The 15,716-nt window shown below is 38.8% G+C and carries 19 protein-coding genes and 1 pseudogene; 19 read left to right on the top strand and 1 reads right to left on the bottom strand.

The genetic code is table 11. From position 1 onward, the window contains the following. Positions 1–8: 8 nt before the first annotated feature. The 4 genes from CKV70_RS04500 to CKV70_RS04515 all read left to right on the top strand — a co-directional run bounded on the left by CKV70_RS04500 (position 9) and on the right by CKV70_RS04515 (position 3,981). A complete protein-coding gene (locus tag CKV70_RS04500; protein WP_014600665.1) occupies positions 9–737 on the top strand; it encodes a glucosamine-6-phosphate deaminase in 729 nt (242 codons plus the stop codon). After that, a complete protein-coding gene (locus tag CKV70_RS04505; protein WP_003721445.1) occupies positions 737–1,690 on the top strand; it encodes an aldo/keto reductase in 954 nt (317 codons plus the stop codon). The genes CKV70_RS04500 and CKV70_RS04505 overlap by 1 nt, the downstream gene beginning before the upstream one ends. 17 nt (positions 1,691–1,707) lie before the next feature. Next, on the top strand, positions 1,708–2,475 hold the full coding sequence (locus CKV70_RS04510; RefSeq protein ID WP_010989603.1) for a sugar phosphate isomerase/epimerase family protein: 768 nt from the start codon (positions 1,708–1,710) through the stop codon (positions 2,473–2,475). A gap of 117 nt (positions 2,476–2,592) precedes the next feature. Beyond that, positions 2,593–3,981, top strand: coding sequence for a collagen binding domain-containing protein (locus CKV70_RS04515; protein WP_014600666.1), 1,389 nt, complete (start codon positions 2,593–2,595; stop codon positions 3,979–3,981). 43 nt (positions 3,982–4,024) lie between these two features. On the opposite strand, the gene CKV70_RS04520 is transcribed toward CKV70_RS04515, so the two are convergent. After that, a complete protein-coding gene (locus CKV70_RS04520) occupies positions 4,025–4,501 on the bottom strand; it encodes a hypothetical protein (protein WP_009931324.1) in 477 nt (158 codons plus the stop codon). A gap of 133 nt (positions 4,502–4,634) precedes the next feature. On the opposite strand from CKV70_RS04520, the gene CKV70_RS04525 reads away from it, so the two are divergent. From CKV70_RS04525 to CKV70_RS04595, 15 genes and pseudogenes are all read left to right on the top strand, one after another. Continuing rightward, positions 4,635–5,117, top strand: coding sequence for a PH domain-containing protein (locus CKV70_RS04525; protein WP_014600667.1), 483 nt, complete (start codon positions 4,635–4,637; stop codon positions 5,115–5,117). Further along, positions 5,110–6,585 carry a PH domain-containing protein gene (locus tag CKV70_RS04530; protein ID WP_003721450.1) on the top strand — a complete coding sequence of 492 codons (1,476 nt, stop codon included), beginning with the start codon at positions 5,110–5,112 and terminating at the stop codon, positions 6,583–6,585. The genes CKV70_RS04525 and CKV70_RS04530 overlap by 8 nt, the downstream gene beginning before the upstream one ends. 148 nt (positions 6,586–6,733) lie before the next feature. After that, a complete protein-coding gene (gene hemG / locus CKV70_RS04535) occupies positions 6,734–8,113 on the top strand; it encodes a protoporphyrinogen oxidase (protein WP_014600668.1) in 1,380 nt (459 codons plus the stop codon). 1 nt (position 8,114) lies between these two features. Further along, positions 8,115–8,471, top strand: coding sequence for a holo-ACP synthase (acpS, locus tag CKV70_RS04540; RefSeq protein ID WP_003721452.1), 357 nt, complete (start codon positions 8,115–8,117; stop codon positions 8,469–8,471). A gap of 18 nt (positions 8,472–8,489) precedes the next feature. After that, positions 8,490–9,596 carry an alanine racemase gene (gene alr / locus CKV70_RS04545; protein WP_014600669.1) on the top strand — a complete coding sequence of 369 codons (1,107 nt, stop codon included), beginning with the start codon at positions 8,490–8,492 and terminating at the stop codon, positions 9,594–9,596. Positions 9,597–9,801: 205 nt separating this feature from the next. Next, complete coding sequence (locus CKV70_RS04550; protein ID WP_003721454.1) at positions 9,802–10,080, top strand: CopG family ribbon-helix-helix protein; 279 nt, start codon at positions 9,802–9,804, stop codon at positions 10,078–10,080. 3 nt (positions 10,081–10,083) lie between these two features. After that, a complete protein-coding gene (locus tag CKV70_RS04555; protein WP_003743775.1) occupies positions 10,084–10,431 on the top strand; it encodes a type II toxin-antitoxin system PemK/MazF family toxin in 348 nt (115 codons plus the stop codon). Between the two features lie 252 nt (positions 10,432–10,683). Next, positions 10,684–11,520 (top strand): RsbT co-antagonist protein RsbRA, encoded by an 837-nt coding sequence (locus CKV70_RS04560; RefSeq protein WP_003721456.1) that lies wholly within the window; start codon positions 10,684–10,686, stop codon positions 11,518–11,520. 5 nt (positions 11,521–11,525) lie between these two features. Beyond that, the gene (locus tag CKV70_RS04565) at positions 11,526–11,882 is read left to right on the top strand and encodes an STAS domain-containing protein (RefSeq protein WP_003721457.1); all 357 of its coding nucleotides are present in this window, start codon (positions 11,526–11,528) and stop codon (positions 11,880–11,882) included. A 2-nt stretch (positions 11,883–11,884) separates the two neighbouring features. Next, entirely contained in the window at positions 11,885–12,295 is a 411-nt protein-coding gene (locus CKV70_RS04570; protein WP_003738506.1) for an anti-sigma regulatory factor, read from the top strand. A gap of 16 nt (positions 12,296–12,311) precedes the next feature. Continuing rightward, positions 12,312–13,316 carry a PP2C family protein-serine/threonine phosphatase gene (locus CKV70_RS04575; RefSeq protein WP_003732386.1) on the top strand — a complete coding sequence of 335 codons (1,005 nt, stop codon included), beginning with the start codon at positions 12,312–12,314 and terminating at the stop codon, positions 13,314–13,316. Positions 13,317–13,465: 149 nt separating this feature from the next. Beyond that, on the top strand, positions 13,466–13,810 hold the full coding sequence (gene rsbV / locus CKV70_RS04580; RefSeq protein ID WP_003721460.1) for an anti sigma b factor antagonist RsbV: 345 nt from the start codon (positions 13,466–13,468) through the stop codon (positions 13,808–13,810). Beyond that, positions 13,794–14,267, top strand: coding sequence for an anti-sigma B factor RsbW (rsbW, locus tag CKV70_RS04585; RefSeq protein WP_003721461.1), 474 nt, complete (start codon positions 13,794–13,796; stop codon positions 14,265–14,267). The genes rsbV and rsbW overlap by 17 nt, the downstream gene beginning before the upstream one ends. Then, positions 14,245–15,024, top strand: a pseudogene (gene sigB / locus CKV70_RS04590) (RNA polymerase sigma factor SigB). Before rsbW ends, sigB begins: the two are co-directional and overlap by 23 nt. Further along, the gene (locus tag CKV70_RS04595; RefSeq protein WP_003721463.1) at positions 15,025–15,624 is read left to right on the top strand and encodes a PP2C family serine/threonine-protein phosphatase; all 600 of its coding nucleotides are present in this window, start codon (positions 15,025–15,027) and stop codon (positions 15,622–15,624) included. The last annotated feature ends 92 nt before the right edge of the window (positions 15,625–15,716 follow it).

Here is a 15,716-nt window from a genome sequence, read left to right on the forward strand (position 1 = left end):
ATTTAAAAATGAAACTAATTATTAACGAAAATGAACAACTCGTGGCGGAAACAGTGAGCCGAAGAATCATTGAATTGGTAAAAGAAAAACCAGCAAGCTTAATTTGTATCGCTGGTGGAGATACACCTTTATTAACCATAGAAGCACTTATTAAAGCAAATCAAGCGGGCGAAGTAGACTTTAGTAACACGCAATTTGTTGGTTTGGATGAATGGGTTGGCCTTGGACGCGAAACAAAAGGCAGCTGTATCCAAACTTTATATGATGCATTTTTCGACCGTTTGAAAAATGTTTCTAGTGAACAAATTTGCTTTTTCGATGGGAAAGCAACAAGTTTAACGGATGAATGCGCTCGTGTAGACAAGTTTATCGACGAGCGCGGCGGAATAGATTTTATTTTGCTGGGGATTGGGCTTAACGGGCATATTGGCTTCAACGAGCCATTTGTGCCAGTAGATGTGAATTGCCATGTCGTGGAACTTGATGATGTAACGAAACGCGTCATGAGCAAATATTTTGATACAGATTTGCCACTAACACACGGAATTTCTCTTGGTATGCAACAAATTTTAGCGGCGAAAGAAATATTTTTAGTAGCAACTGGCGAGAAAAAAATCGATATCGTGAAACAAGTAGTGGAAAAAGAACCGACAGTAGCGATTCCTGCAACTCTCGTAAAAGATTCAAATACAACACTTGTAGTCGATAAAATTGCTGCGAGTGGGGTGGAAGCATAATGGAAAAGATTATCGTTAACGGCAGAAAAAATGGCCAAAAAATCGAGATAGCTTGCTCTAATTTAGTGATGGGTGCTGGAGATTTCTTACGTGCAGATAATATGGATTTTGCGGGTCCGGTACTAGATCAATATTTCGAAATGGGCGGAAATATTTTTGATACGGCGCGCCATTATCGTCATAGTGAAAAAGCGATTGGGACTTGGATGAATATGCGAGGAAATCGGGATAGTGTCATTATCCAAACGAAAGGTGGACATCCAGTCCGGGAAGCAAGCGACGTGCCGCGTGTTACTCCGGAAGCAATTCACGAAGATATTTCGGTTAGTTTAGATACGTTACAAACAGATCATGTTGAATTATTCGCACTTCATCGCGACAATCCAGACGTAGAAGTGGGTTCTATTATGGAGGCGATGCATAAAGAAGTGGAAGCTGGACGCGTTTACGCTATTGGGCTCTCAAACTGGGAGCTCTCGCGCATTATCGAAGCGAATGAATATGCAGTGAACCATGGATTGACACCACTAAGCTTTAACAGCCCTAATTTTAGTTTAGCAAAAGTGAATCGACCACGCTGGGAAAATTGTGTTTCGGCGAATGAAGAGATGATTCGCTGGCATGAGGCGACGAATTTGCCACTATTTTCTTGGTCATCACAAGCAGGCGGATTTTTCTCTGGTAGATTTTCTGAGGAAGACACGAGCGATACGGAAATGGTCGAAGTTTATTATAGTGAGGCAAACTGGGAAAGATACAGTCGTGCCAAGCAACTAGCTAACCAAAAAGGTTGCACACCAATTCAAATTTCGCTGGCCTATGTATTAACGCAATCATTCCCGACAGCCGCTGTCATCGGTCCAGAAAATACTACTGAACTTCAATCTTCCGTTGCAGCAGCAGGGATTAAATTAACAGCGTCTGAGGTTGATTGGCTGGATTTAAAGGCATAAGGAAAGGCGGAGAAACAATGAATATAAAAGAAAAACTAGCAGTCCAACTTTATTCTGTACGAAAAGAAATGGAGCGCGATTTAGAAGGTACGCTCCGGAAAATCCATGAAATCGGCTTTCATTACGTGCAACTCGATGGTATGCGTGGCAATGATTCTAGAGAGGTACGTTGTTTACTACAAAAATATGAGTTAAAAGTGATTGGCATGCACATCAAGCATGATCGTTTTATGAACGATTTGGATGGCATCATTGAAGAAGCTTATTTCTTTGATTGTAAAACTATTTTTGACAAATATATTGAAGAAGAGGACCAAACGACAGCGGGCTACATGGCAACAAAAGCGGCGTTAATTAATGCGGCGGAAAAGCTACATCCACTCGGTTTTCGCATTGGTCTTCACAATCCGGAGTATGATTTCAATGAATGCATTCATGGTCGCAGAGTGATGGATTATATTACCGACCCAGTTGACGGCATTTGTATTTATGCAGAACCTGATACTTACTGGATTCGTGCGGCTGGACATGATGAAACAGAATATATTAAGCGCTACAGCGGCCGCGCGCCGATTGTGCATATGAAAGATTTTTTGAGCGGTTTTGAGCTAGAAGATATGGATAATAATTTAGTCGAAATAGGACAAGGTGAAGTAGATTTTCGCGCTATCATTGAATGGGGCGAAGTAAACGGAGTCGAGTACTATTGCATTGAGCAAGATAGATCCAAAAGAGATATGTTCGAAACATTAGAAGCAAGTTATCAGTATTTATTACAGTTGTAAATAGAAAAACGTCAGGCTTGTTCTGGCGTTTTTTTGTGCACAAAATCTTTGTACGGTTTTTAACAAGCAAGTTGTGGGAACTATAAAGATAGATGTTTTAAGGGGGAATGAAACAAAATGAAAAAAAGATGGCTGGTTTTTGCAATTATATGTTTAATTATCACTGGATTTTTAAGTCCAAAAGCAGAAGCTGCAACAGATTACGGGAGCAGTTTTTTTACTAATGTATCATTACAAAATCAAAACGGGGAACAAGCAACGAATTTTAAAGAAAATAGTAAAGTGCGAGTGGCGTATGATTTTGTTATTACACAGCCAGTTGCAAGCGGGGAAACAATGACGCTTACTATTCCTAATCAGCTAAAATTAATTAATTATGGCGGATTTCCTCTCATGGATTCGCAAGGAAACACTATCGCAAATGCAACTATTGATCAAGTAACGGGAACGATTACATTAACTTTTACCGACTACGTAAATACACATACAGATTTAAGTGGTAGCCTTTTTTATAACGCAACTTTTAACAGCAAAAATATTCAAACAGATCAAGTAAATCCAATCGCATTTCCGGTAAAAAATACTACTCAAACAGTAACTCCATATATTAGTAAGGTGAATTCGGGCGGTGGCACAGGCTCACCAACAATTGTTTTTAAACAAGGGCGAATGGATGATAAAGACTTAAGCATTTTACATTGGACCGTTACTTTAAATAATGCGCTGACACCTATTGATAATGCTGTCTATACGGATACGCTAGGTTCAGGGCAAAATCTGCTTGGAAGCGCAACAATCAAATACCGAGATGCCAATAAAAAAGTGATAGCGACTAATATTCAACCTATTGCGCTGGATGCGGATCGCAATTTTGAATTATCTATTGGCACGTTAAATAATCAATCTGTCGTCATTACTTATGATACGAAAATTACGACAAAACAAAAAAGCTATACAAATAAAGCGACACTATCCGGTGATAACCTAGATGCTGTTTCGAGAAATGCGACAGTCAATGATTACGGTAGCGGTGGACAAGGAACAGGAACACCGCCAGCCCCCCCGGTTAAAGAAGAACCACCATTTATTCCGGCTGAAAAGCAACCGATTGAAAAAACAGTCGAAACAGATTTTGGTCCACTTGAAATCGTTAAAGATTCCGAACAAAATGGCAAAATTAAAGTCATTTATAAAGTGAAAGATGGCGATACATTACCTGGAGTAGCTAATAAGTTTGATGTCTCCGTTGCAGAAATTAAAGACTGGAACAATCTCACATCGGATACTTTACAAGCCGGTCAAAAATTACAATTAACTATTGAAAAAACGCTCTTATCAAAAATTACCGTGCCACCTGTGCAAAAAGTGACTAGCACAACAAGGGTAGACGGTGTCGTAAAAGCAACAGGGGTTTTACCTCATACTGGGGATTCGAACCCATTTATCCCATTTGTAACAGGCCTAAGCTTAATAGCGCTTGGTTTTACATTTGGACGCAAAAGTTAAAGAAAAGGAAGCACTCATTTTATTTAGAGTGCTTCCTTTTTTATTATAATAAGTGACCTTTTTTTCGATGCGTCACTTGTTGGTTTTTAGAATGATCATGAAACGATTTAGAATCTTTCTTTGGTTCCTCTGGAAGGTTAATCGTGATGGTTTTGCTTTCGCTAGTCCCATCTGCCATTGTTGCTGTGATTGTCACTAAATTATTTCCAGGTTGCAAATTAGCTAATGTAAATTGATGGTTTTCGGTGCTACCAGCAATTGATTGCGTTTGATTATTTGTTTCGGTGGTAATCGATGCGGCTTCCTCTGTTACAAACATTAACTCTGCACTATTTTTCGTCGTTTCAATATAAGGATTTTGAATGGGATAAGGTAGAAACATGTCCATTAATTCGCTTGTGGTTGCAGTTGTATAAGTAGTTGCTGTTGTTTCTTTTTGCGCGTGGGCAATCTCCGGAAGCCAGTTTAAAGTTAGTGACAAAAGCGCTATTATTAATAGAACATAACCTTTTTTCTTCATCATTCTCACCTCTTCTTGTTATATTATAAAAAAGAAATATGAACAAACTATGAATAAAACATGATAGATTTAAAAAATCGCTACCAATTTAGCTGTTTTTAACGTAAGATAAAAGAAAAAAAGGAGTAGAGCAATGGAACTTGATAATTTAGAAAAGAAATTACCGGAGAAAATTAAAACAGTTTGGCGGCAAACGGAGGGAATCGCTGTTTTTGTTTTTCTACTTTGTTCGGTTGCTGCGGCGATTATTTTGTATTATGCAGGAGCTTCGGTGTGGTGGAGTGCTATCGGCTTTGGATTAACGGTACTTTATGCTGCCTTTATTTACTTATTCATTATTCCGTTTCGTTTTGCACGTTGGAGCTACCAGATTAAACCAGACGAAATGGAAATTCAGCACGGCATTATTTTTAGAAGTCGTGTCTTAATTCCAATGATTCGCATTCAACACGTGGAAACGGAGCAAGGCCCACTACTTAGAAGACAAAAACTCGTTTCCTTATCGATTACAACTGCCGCAAAAACACATAAGATTGAAGCGGTAAACGAGTCTGAATCAGATGAACTTAGACATCATATCCTTGAACTTGTGAAGGTGGCGAAAGAAGATGTTTGAAGAAAGACGCCTCCACCCGATCGCCCTAATCAAAGAAATTATTACGAACGTAAGGCGTAATATTGTTCCTATCGTTGTCGGTTTATTTTCTGTTTTTCGCGCCATTAATAGTAACGGTTATTTGCCGGACTGGGCTGTATATTTAATCATTGTCATCGTTATACTGCTTATTTTGACTCCCGCAGTCTTAAAGTATATAACCTACAAGTACACCCTCGAAGACCAAGGGATTCGCATCAAATACGGTTTGATTTTCCGAAAAAATACATACATACCTTACGAACGCATCCAAACCGTTCAAAAGAAACAATGGTTTTTCTTTATCCCATTTAATGTCTGCCAAATTTTAATCGAAACAGCTGGTGGCAACGGGAAAGCAGAAGCCGATTTAGTCGCTGTCCCAGTTGGAGTAGTAGACGAATTAAAAGATTTACGCGACGGTAAAAAGAGAGACATCCAAGAAGCCGTGCCAGAAACCGAGGAAACCACAGTAGAAGTGGCAGAAGCACCAGAAAAAACGGTCATGCTACAAACAAAACAGCTTATTTTAATGGCAGTAACATCCGGCGGCGTTTTTGGGACTCTCCTTATCGTTCTAGCGTTCATGCAACAATTCCGAGAAGTCATTCCGACAGACTGGATGGAAGCCCAAGCAGAAGAGTTATGGAAAATGGGCATTATCGTGCTAATTGTATTAATCGTCTTGATTCTTTTAGTATTATGGGGAATATCCATAGTGACGACATTGTTCAAGTATTTCCAGTTCAAATTGATGAAATACCCCAATTCACTTGTCGTCGAAAAAGGACTTTTAGAGCGAAATCATACAACTATCTCACTTTCTCGTATTCAAGGAATCACCATCATTGAATCACCACTACGACAAATGCTCGGCTTAGTAGCAGTAAAAGTTACAACTGCCGGGAACTCAGGTGATGAAAAACTAACCGGAGACATTTTACTTTTGCCAATTATGAAAAAAGCGTTGGCCATAAAAACGTTAAAAGAAATGCTACCAGATTATTTATTTGAAATAGAAGAAATGGAACGCGCTCCAAAGGCAAGTTTGCGTAGATTTTTGCAGATTTACTTAATCTGGACAATTATCCCAGCCGCTGTAGCAAGTATCCTATTTTTCCCGCTCGGCTTAATTAGTATTATTTTGCCAATTTTAGCAGGGATAAAAGCGATAGCCAGCTACCGCGCGACCGGAATTTTTACAGATAAGCACACGCTCCTTGTTCAGTCGAGGCCTATTTTTTCCAAGTTAACCCATATTATCCGCAAAGAGCGAATTCAAGGTTTGAGCTTAAGACAAAGCATTTGGATGGAAAAAGGTGGGTCAAGACACTTAAATGTTTGGCTGAAATCAGGTAGTACAAGCGCCGAGGCTTATGTTCGTTATATCAATCAAGACTTGGCTATCAAGGTTTACAACTGGTACAGCCCATCCAAAACTACGAATTAAAAAAGAACATGCCATTTCCAAAAATCCGCTGAACATAGCGAGTGCATTTTGGAAGATGGCTGTTCTTTTATTTTTTGTTCAATTACCCGGAAATCTGGTAAAATAGATAGAATAAACGAAAGAGTAGATAGAGAGGATTGGTTAAGTAGTGAAACATATAGTCATTATCGGAGGCGGCTTATCAGGGCTCGCAGCAGCGTATGAACTACAAAAAACACATCCGAATTATACGTGGGAATTAGTAGAAAAAGACGAAAAACTAGGCGGGAAATTTGAAACGGTTAAACGTGACGGGTTTTTAATTGAAAAAGGTCCAGATTCCTTCTTAGCTAGAAAACCTGCTGGTGTGGGCTTAGTAAAAGATTTAGGACTCGAAGATAAACTGATTGCGAACGCGACAGGAAGATCTTACATTTACCACCAAAAAGCGCTTCATCCGATTCCAGAAGGCTCTGTGATGGGAATTCCGACAGATAAAGAAGCACTGCTAGCTAGTACACTTGTATCCGAAATTGGGAAAGCTCGCGCACTTCAAGAACCAACAATGGAACGAAATAATCAAGAACGAGATCAAGCACTTGGCGATTTCTTTGAAGCGCGATTCGGTAAAGAATTAGTCAAAACAATTATCGAACCACTTTTATCAGGAATTTATGCCGGGGATATATACAAAATGAGTTTACGCGCCACTTTTCCACAATTCGAACAAACAGTTAAAAAATATGGGAATTTGATGGATGGTTTAAAAGAAAGTAGCATGCAAACGACAGGGACAAAAGCCACTATTGGTGCTTTTAGAACATTAGAAGGTGGGCTAGATGCTTTGCCAAAAGCTATTGCCGCCGCACTTCCAAAAGAAAATTTGCATACAGCAAAACAAGCAACAGAAATTGTGAAGAAAAATAACGCTTACGAAATTTCTTTTGCAGATGGCGATAAAATGGAGGCAGATGGCATCATTATCGCTGCCACACATGATGCGTTAATTCATTTATTAGCAGAAACAACGACAGAACCATTCGCGGGACAACCGCTTACGACCCTTGCGACCGTTTCGTTAGCATATAATGAACAAGACGTACCGATTTTACCTGATGGAACAGGCTATCTAGTTGCCAGAACCGCACCATATAAAACCACTGCTTGTACATGGGTGCAGAAAAAATGGCCGCATATGGTACCAAAGAACAAAATGTTACTACGAGGCTTTGTTGGGAAAGCAGGAGAAACTTGGTTAGAGCAAGCAAGCGATGAAGCAATCGTCTCAGCTGTTTTGAGAGATTATGCGGAAATTATGGACCTTCACGCCGCGCCACTTTTTTATGAAGTAAGCCGAATGAAATCCGCGATGCCTCAATACTTAGTTAATCACCAGGACCGACTAAAACAATTGAAAAAGAACATCAAAACAGATTACCCAGGTGTTTATCTTGCAGGAATGAGCTACGAAGGTGTGGGTATTCCTGATTGCATCGCAGGGGCTCAAACAGCCGCTAAGGAATTAGTAGATTACTTGGAAGAGGTGTAACATGATTAAAGGAATTGGTCTAGATATGATTGATTTAGAACGTGTAAAACAAGTCGTGGAAAAGAATCCGCGCTTTATCGAACGCGTTTTAACAGAAAAAGAAATTAAGCAATTTGAAAAATACGAAGGTAATCGCAAAATCGAATTTTTAGCTGGGCGTTTTGCAGCAAAAGAAGCATATGCTAAGGCGAATGGAACTGGTTTTGGCAAACATTTAAGTTTTACGGATGTCGAAATTTTGCAAGTAGAAGATGGTCGCCCCCATGTTACTTTACCAGTCAAATCAGGCGAAAACGTTTTTGTTAGCATCACCCACACAGCTAGATCAGCCGCAGCTCAAGTGATAATTGAAATTTAGAAAGGAAAGTGAACAATCATGGTGACAGGCTGGCATCGTCCAACATGGATTGAAATAGACCGCGCAGCAATTCGCGAAAATATAAAAAATGAACAAAATAAACTCCCGGAAAGTGTCGACTTATGGGCAGTAGTCAAAGCTAATGCATATGGTCACGGAATTATCGAAGTTGCTAGGACGGCGAAAGAAGCTGGAGCAAAAGGTTTCTGCGTAGCCATTTTAGATGAGGCACTGGCTCTTAGAGAAGCTGGATTTCAAGATGACTTTATTCTTGTGCTTGGTGCAACCAGAAAAGAAGATGCTAATCTGGCAGCCAAAAACCACATTTCACTTACTGTTTTTAGAGAAGATTGGCTAGAGAATCTAACGCTAGAAGCAACACTTCGAATTCATTTAAAAGTAGATAGCGGTATGGGGCGTCTCGGTATTCGTACGACTGAAGAAGCACGGCGAATTGAAGCAACCAGTACTAATGATCACCAATTACAACTGGAAGGTATTTACACGCATTTTGCAACAGCCGACCAGCTAGAAACTAGTTATTTTGAACAACAATTAGCTAAGTTCCAAACGATTTTAACGAGTTTAAAAAAACGACCAACTTATGTTCATACAGCCAATTCAGCTGCTTCATTGTTACAGCCACAAATCGGGTTTGATGCGATTCGCTTTGGTATTTCGATGTATGGATTAACTCCCTCCACAGAAATCAAAACTAGCTTGCCGTTTGAGCTTAAACCTGCACTTGCACTCTATACCGAGATGGTTCATGTGAAAGAACTTGCACCAGGCGATAGTGTTAGCTACGGAGCAACTTATACAGCAACAGAGCGAGAATGGGTTGCGACATTACCAATTGGCTATGCGGATGGATTGATTCGTCATTACAGTGGTTTCCATGTTTTAGTAGACGGTGAACCAGCTCCAATCATTGGTCGAGTTTGTATGGATCAAACCATCATAAAACTACCACGTGAATTTCAAACTGGTTCAAAAGTAACGATAATTGGCAAAGATCATGGTAACACGGTAACAGCAGATGATGCCGCTCAATATTTAGATACAATTAATTATGAGGTAACTTGTTTGTTAAATGAGCGCATACCTAGAAAATACATCCATTAGAAGGTAATATTCGTGCTTTTTTTAGAAGAAGCGTTTATAATCTAACATATGAAACTTTATAGCTATATATAGGACTTAAGGGAGTATATCAGCTAGAACTGTAATATTCTTAACAATAAAATGCGAAATAACTCTTTTCTTCAAGGCGTGATAATGGTACGATATAGTTGTTACTTACAGGTACGAGGCTTTGGGGGTGTGACACGTGTTAGAGAAAGAAAATCGGATGATAATATCCGTAGAACTGACACAGGAAATGATACAAGAACTCGACGTAGTTGTAGAAAAAGAAAAAATGGGGCGGAGTGAAGTTATAATGGAAGCAACGCAACAGTTTTTACAAGAGAAAAGGGCTCGCGAATTAAGAGACGAGATGGAACGCGGCTATGCAGAGATGGCGACAATTAATTTTGCTATCGCATGCGAGTGTACCCATGTCGAAGCAGAAGCAGAAGACAGGAATATTAGTATTTTAGGAGGTTAATGGCTGATGGTGAAGCGTGGTGACGTATACTACGCGGACCTTTCCCCCGTGGTCGGAAGCGAGCAAGGGGGAATACGGCCTGTTCTCATCATTCAAAATGATATTGGTAATAGATTCAGTCCAACTGTGATCGTGGCAGCAATAACTGCAAAAATTCAAAAAGCAAAATTGCCAACGCACGTGGAAGCTACTCGTAAAGATGGCTTTGAGAGAGATTCTGTCATTCTTTTAGAACAGATTAGAACGATTGATAAACAGCGCCTGACAGATAAAATTACGCATTTGGACGAAGATTTAATGGCCAAGGTAAACAAGGCACTTGAAGTCAGTCTAGGAGTAGTAGAATTTTAATCCATCCTAAAAAAAATAACATAAAATGATGAATGCAGGGCAAAAGGGTCTGACGTAAAATAATTAGTTTAATACATAATGAAATAGTTAACTGCTCTGAAGAAACAGTAAGGACATCAGAAACCTACAAACAACGCGTATCAACATACTCGCTAAATTTGTTTCTAATGTCTTTTTTAAAAGGCAGTTAAGCAAACCGCACAATAAGAGAGAAAATTTTGTTAATAGTGGAGAAAGGTTGGAAAATAACTGATGTATAAAGATTTTGCAAACTTCATCCGTACAAATAAAGCAGACTTACTGAATGACTGGATGAACGAAATGGAGAAACAATCAGATCAGCTAATCAATGACATTGCAAAAGAAGCAATGTACGAAGAAACTAGCAAAGAATTTGTAGATTTAATTGTTTCGAATGTTACAGAAAACGGTTCTAAATTCAACGAAAAACTAGATGATTTTGCAGAAAAAGTGGTCCACCTCGGTTGGCCAATTCATTTTGTTACCACGGGCCTGCGTGTTTTTGGGCTTTTAGTATATACAGCAATGAGAGATGAAGATCTATTCTTAAAAAGAGAAGAAAAACCTGAAGATGATGCCTATTATCGCTTTGAAACATGGCTTTCGTCCATGTACAACAAAGTGGTCACTGCCTACGCGGATACGTGGGAAAAGACAGTTTCTATCCAAAAAAGTGCTTTACAGGAATTATCTGCACCACTTTTACCAATATTTGAAAAAATTTCTGTAATGCCGTTAATTGGAACGATTGACACAGAAAGAGCCAAGTTAATCATAGAAAACTTACTAATAGGTGTTGTAAAAAATCGGTCAGAAGTGGTTTTGATTGATATTACGGGAGTTCCTGTTGTTGATACAATGGTTGCGCACCATATTATTCAAGCGTCCGAAGCAGTTAGACTTGTCGGCTGTCAGGCAATGCTTGTAGGTATTAGACCAGAAATCGCGCAAACAATCGTTAACTTAGGAATTGAATTAGATCAAATTATCACTACCAACACAATGAAAAAAGGCATGGAGCGTGCGCTAGCCTTGACGAACAGAGAGATAGTAGAAAAAGAGGGGTGAATACTGTGGGGATACCAATCTTAAAGTTAGGTGAATGTTTATTAATTTCTATCCAGAGTGAATTAGATGATCATACTGCGGTAGAATTCCAGGAAGATTTGCTTGCAAAAATCCATGAAACGTCGGCCAGAGGAGTAGTCATTGATATAACTTCTATCGATTTTATTGATTCATTTATTGCAAAAATTCTTGGAGATGTAGTAAGTATGTCTAAACTAATGGGTGCAAAAGTGGTTGTAACTGGGATACAGCCAGCAGTTGCGATTACACTAATTGAACTCGGAATTACGTTTAGCGGAGTACTTTCGGCGATGGACCTTGAAAGTGGTCTGGAAAAACTTAAACAGGAATTGGGGGAATGAACATGACATTCCAATCCTGTGTAAAGATAATTAATGAATGGGATATTGTAGCTGCAAGGCAACTAGGTAGAAAAATATCCAAAGAAATTGGCTTTGGAACCGTTGACCAAGCAAGAATTACAACTGCCATCAGTGAATTAGCTAGAAATATTTTCCTTTATGCTGGACGAGGAGAAATCTGTATCGAAAAAGTAAGTGAATCTGGTAAACAAGGTATGATTATTGTTGCCAAAGACAAAGGTCCAGGTATTGTAGACATAAGAAAAGTAATGCAAGATGGTTATACAACATCAGGTGGTCTTGGAGCAGGTCTTCCAGGAGTCAAACGTTTAATGGACAGTTTTGATATTGAATCCAGTATTGAAGGCGATTCTAAAGGAACGGTAATTACAACAACGAAATGGGTTCGGTAAGGAGAGCTAGAAAAAAATGGAAAAAGCTTTTGAGGGAAAATACCGTGATATTCTTATTCAATATTTAGAACATCAAGATGAAGAAATTCTTTATACTTGCGAAAAATTATCCAGAGAAGCTATGGAAGAACGAGTATCACCAGAAGAAATTGTCCATTTACATCGCTCGGTTCTTGAACTATACGGAAAAGAGTTGCCGGATTTTGTCCGATTATCATTTGATGTACTACTTGAAATAATGGTAGGCTACGGCTTGGCTTATATGGAACATCTTAGTCTAAGAACCGAGCAAAAAGAATTACGTAGTGAAATTGCTCAAGCGGAAGATATGCAAAAAACGTTAATGAAAACAGAGGTACCGGAACACGATGAACTTGATTTTGGGGTTATCAGTGTCGCTGCCAGACAAATGAGCGGTGATTACTATAGCTTTACAGAAGAAGGCGACAAACAAATTGGTATCGCTCTTGCTGATGTTATTGGTAAAGGAATTCCAGCCGCATTTAGTATTTCCATGATAAAATACGCACTAGCTGGAATGACAGGGGACGACAGAAAACCATCTATTGTACTCGAATCATTAAACCAAGTAGCGGAAGAAAATATTAACGACAACATGTTTATCACGATGTTTTACGGGCTCTATCACGAAGATACACATTTGTTTGAATATGGTTCAGCAGGACATGAGCTGGGCTTATATTACCAGCATAAAGAAAACAGCTTTTCTGATTTATACGCCAAAGGCTTACCACTGGGTGTGGATAAAAATGCTATCTACCGTCAATTTGATAAGAAAATTGAAGTGGGGGATGCTGTATTTATTATGTCAGATGGTGTAACAGAAACAAGAACAGCCAATGGCTTTATTGAACGTGAAGAGTTAACAGAAATTATAGCAGCGCATATTTCATTATCTGCTGAAAAAATGGTTCATGCAATTTATGATCAATTAGTTAAAATGCAAAACTTTGAGTTGCATGATGACTTTACGCTTATTTGTATTAAGCGAACTAAATAAGAAGAAGTGAAGACGTACCTCATTCTTTAGAGAGCATTTACTGGTGAGTAAACGTATTTAAAGAGTGGAGCGTTTTTATTTTTGAATGTTTTAATTTTATTAGTTAGGGTAAAATCGACAGTATACTTAAAATTAGATGGGGTGAAGTGATGAATATTAGTATAGAAATAAAAGAACGTGATACTGACCACATAGACATATTTGTTGCTGGGGAGATCGATGCTTATACAGCGCCAAAGGTAAAAGAAGCATTAGAAGTATATCAAGTTAAAGAGGGTATTGTACTTCGGATCGATTTAACAGAAGTGAGTTACATGGATAGCACCGGATTAGGCGTATTTGTAGGAGCTTTCAAAAGCTTACGTCAACGCCAAAGTGAACTTGTCTTGTTTGGTTTAAGCGACCGACTTTTCCGATTGTTTGAAATCACAGGATTGTCAGATATCATCGAAATCAAAAATGTAGAGGGTGAAATGAATGGCAACAATGCATGACAAAATTACATTACAACTTCCTGCCAAGCCTGAATATGTAAGTTTAGGTAGACTTTCATTATCAGGAATTGCAAGTCGCGCAGGATTTTCTTATGAAGCAATTGAAGATTTGAAAATAGCTGTAAGTGAAGCCATCACTAATTCCGTAAAGCATGCATTTAAAGGGGAAGAAGATGGCGAGATCACAGTCGAATATCTTATTTATGAAGATAAGCTAGAAGTTCGTGTTTCCGATAACGGCACAAGCTTCGACTTAGAAACCCGTAAACAAGAAATTGGCCCATATGATGTGGGCGAGGATGCGGAGATGATGCGTATCGGTGGGCTAGGTTTATTTTTAATTGAAACATTAATGGATGACGTGAAACTTTATTATGATGAAGGGGTTTCTGTCGTAATGACCAAATATATTAATGAAAAGCAGGTGGAGGAGAATGCCAAAAGTATCTCAACCTGATAAAGAGGCGAAAGAAAAAGTCTATATTTGGATTGCCGCTTACCAAGAAAATGGCGATCAAGACGCCCAATATAATTTAGTTGTTCATTACAAAAACCTAGTAGAGTCCATCGCCCGAAAATATTCCCAAGGTAAATCTTTTCATGAAGATTTAGTTCAAGTTGGGAATATTGGTTTACTTGGAGCTATTAGAAGATATGATGCAACGTTTGGAAAAAGCTTTGAAGCATTTGCTGTGCCAACAATTGTTGGTGAAATCAAACGGTTTTTACGTGATAAAACATGGAGTGTCCATGTGCCGCGCCGAATCAAAGAGTTAGGTCCGAAAATCAAAAATGCCGTAGAAGAGCTAACGAGAGAACTTCAAAGCTCGCCGCAAATTAGCGACATTGCTGATTTTATTGGTGTCACGGAAGAAGAAGTTTTAGAAGCAATGGAAATGGGAAAAAGCTACCAAGCACTTTCTGTAGATCATTCGATTGAAGCTGATTCGGATGGAAGTACGATTACGTTACTTGATGTTGTTGGTGGTACGGATGATTGATTTGAACGTGTGAATCAACGTATGCTCTTAGAGAAAGTTCTCCCTGTTTTAGATGAGCGAGAACAGAAGATTTTGCAATATACATTTATTGAAAATCGCAGTCAAAAAGAAACGGGTGAACTACTCGATATATCACAAATGCATGTGTCTAGAATCCAACGTCAAGCTATTAAAAAACTTCGAGAGGCGTTGCAGAATGAGGAAGTGGAGTAAATGAACAAGGCAGTTGAATCAAATAATTTATTTGTATTTCAACGTTCTAAAGCATTACAACAATACTGCGGGGATGTTTATTATACCCATGAAGACGAAAATGGTTTTCTGTATGTTCTTTCTGATGGACTTGGAAGTGGGCTCGAAGCTAATAGAGCGGCCAAAGCGACTGTTGACGCCATAAAAGAAGATATTCATGCAGATATTACTGATATGCTTGAAAAAGCGAACCAGGCTGTTTCAGGGCTTCGTGGTGCTGCGATAGCTATTATTAAAGGTGACTACTTAACGAAGACACTTTATTATACTGGTATGGGTAATATTCGTTTTTATATGATTGGGATTGAAGATAAGCTTATTTTTCCGCTTTCAGGCTCTGGATTTTTGTCCGGTCGAAAACAGAAATATCGGTTGCAATCGTTTAAATATAAACCAGGCAGTAAGTTTTTAATGCATTCAGATGGACTTGTTCTTTCTCGCGTTAGAAAAAGCCTAGAATCACCACTTTGTGTAGTGAAAATCGGGCATTTAATCGAGCGTAATATATTAGATATTCCAACAGATGATGTAACTTTTATGGTTGGGAAATTTCCGGAATAACAAAAACACCTTTTAAACGTTTGCTAGTTTAAAAGGTGTTTTTTTCATGATGGGCATGAGAACTTAGTCTATTTATGGTATATTAGAATAGA

This window comes from Listeria monocytogenes, from assembly GCF_900187225.1.
Lineage (GTDB): Bacteria > Bacillota > Bacilli > Lactobacillales > Listeriaceae > Listeria > Listeria monocytogenes.

Excerpts from the sequence above, each read along its gene's own strand:
- CKV70_RS04530 (WP_003721450.1), top strand. The coding sequence starts at position 5,110 with ATGTTTGAAGAAAGACGCCTCCACCCGATCGCCCTAATCAAAGAAATT.
- CKV70_RS04520 (WP_009931324.1), bottom strand. The coding sequence starts at position 4,501 with ATGAAGAAAAAAGGTTATGTTCTATTAATAATAGCGCTTTTGTCACTA.
- CKV70_RS04560 (WP_003721456.1), top strand. The coding sequence starts at position 10,684 with ATGTATAAAGATTTTGCAAACTTCATCCGTACAAATAAAGCAGACTTA.
- CKV70_RS04570 (WP_003738506.1), top strand. The coding sequence starts at position 11,885 with ATGACATTCCAATCCTGTGTAAAGATAATTAATGAATGGGATATTGTA.
- acpS (WP_003721452.1), top strand. The coding sequence starts at position 8,115 with ATGATTAAAGGAATTGGTCTAGATATGATTGATTTAGAACGTGTAAAA.
- CKV70_RS04595 (WP_003721463.1), top strand. The coding sequence starts at position 15,025 with ATGAACAAGGCAGTTGAATCAAATAATTTATTTGTATTTCAACGTTCT.
- alr (WP_014600669.1), top strand. The coding sequence starts at position 8,490 with ATGGTGACAGGCTGGCATCGTCCAACATGGATTGAAATAGACCGCGCA.
- CKV70_RS04500 (WP_014600665.1), top strand. The coding sequence starts at position 9 with ATGAAACTAATTATTAACGAAAATGAACAACTCGTGGCGGAAACAGTG.
- CKV70_RS04525 (WP_014600667.1), top strand. The coding sequence starts at position 4,635 with ATGGAACTTGATAATTTAGAAAAGAAATTACCGGAGAAAATTAAAACA.
- CKV70_RS04575 (WP_003732386.1), top strand. The coding sequence starts at position 12,312 with ATGGAAAAAGCTTTTGAGGGAAAATACCGTGATATTCTTATTCAATAT.
- rsbV (WP_003721460.1), top strand. The coding sequence starts at position 13,466 with ATGAATATTAGTATAGAAATAAAAGAACGTGATACTGACCACATAGAC.
- CKV70_RS04515 (WP_014600666.1), top strand. The coding sequence starts at position 2,593 with ATGAAAAAAAGATGGCTGGTTTTTGCAATTATATGTTTAATTATCACT.
- rsbW (WP_003721461.1), top strand. The coding sequence starts at position 13,794 with ATGGCAACAATGCATGACAAAATTACATTACAACTTCCTGCCAAGCCT.
- CKV70_RS04510 (WP_010989603.1), top strand. The coding sequence starts at position 1,708 with ATGAATATAAAAGAAAAACTAGCAGTCCAACTTTATTCTGTACGAAAA.
- CKV70_RS04505 (WP_003721445.1), top strand. The coding sequence starts at position 737 with ATGGAAAAGATTATCGTTAACGGCAGAAAAAATGGCCAAAAAATCGAG.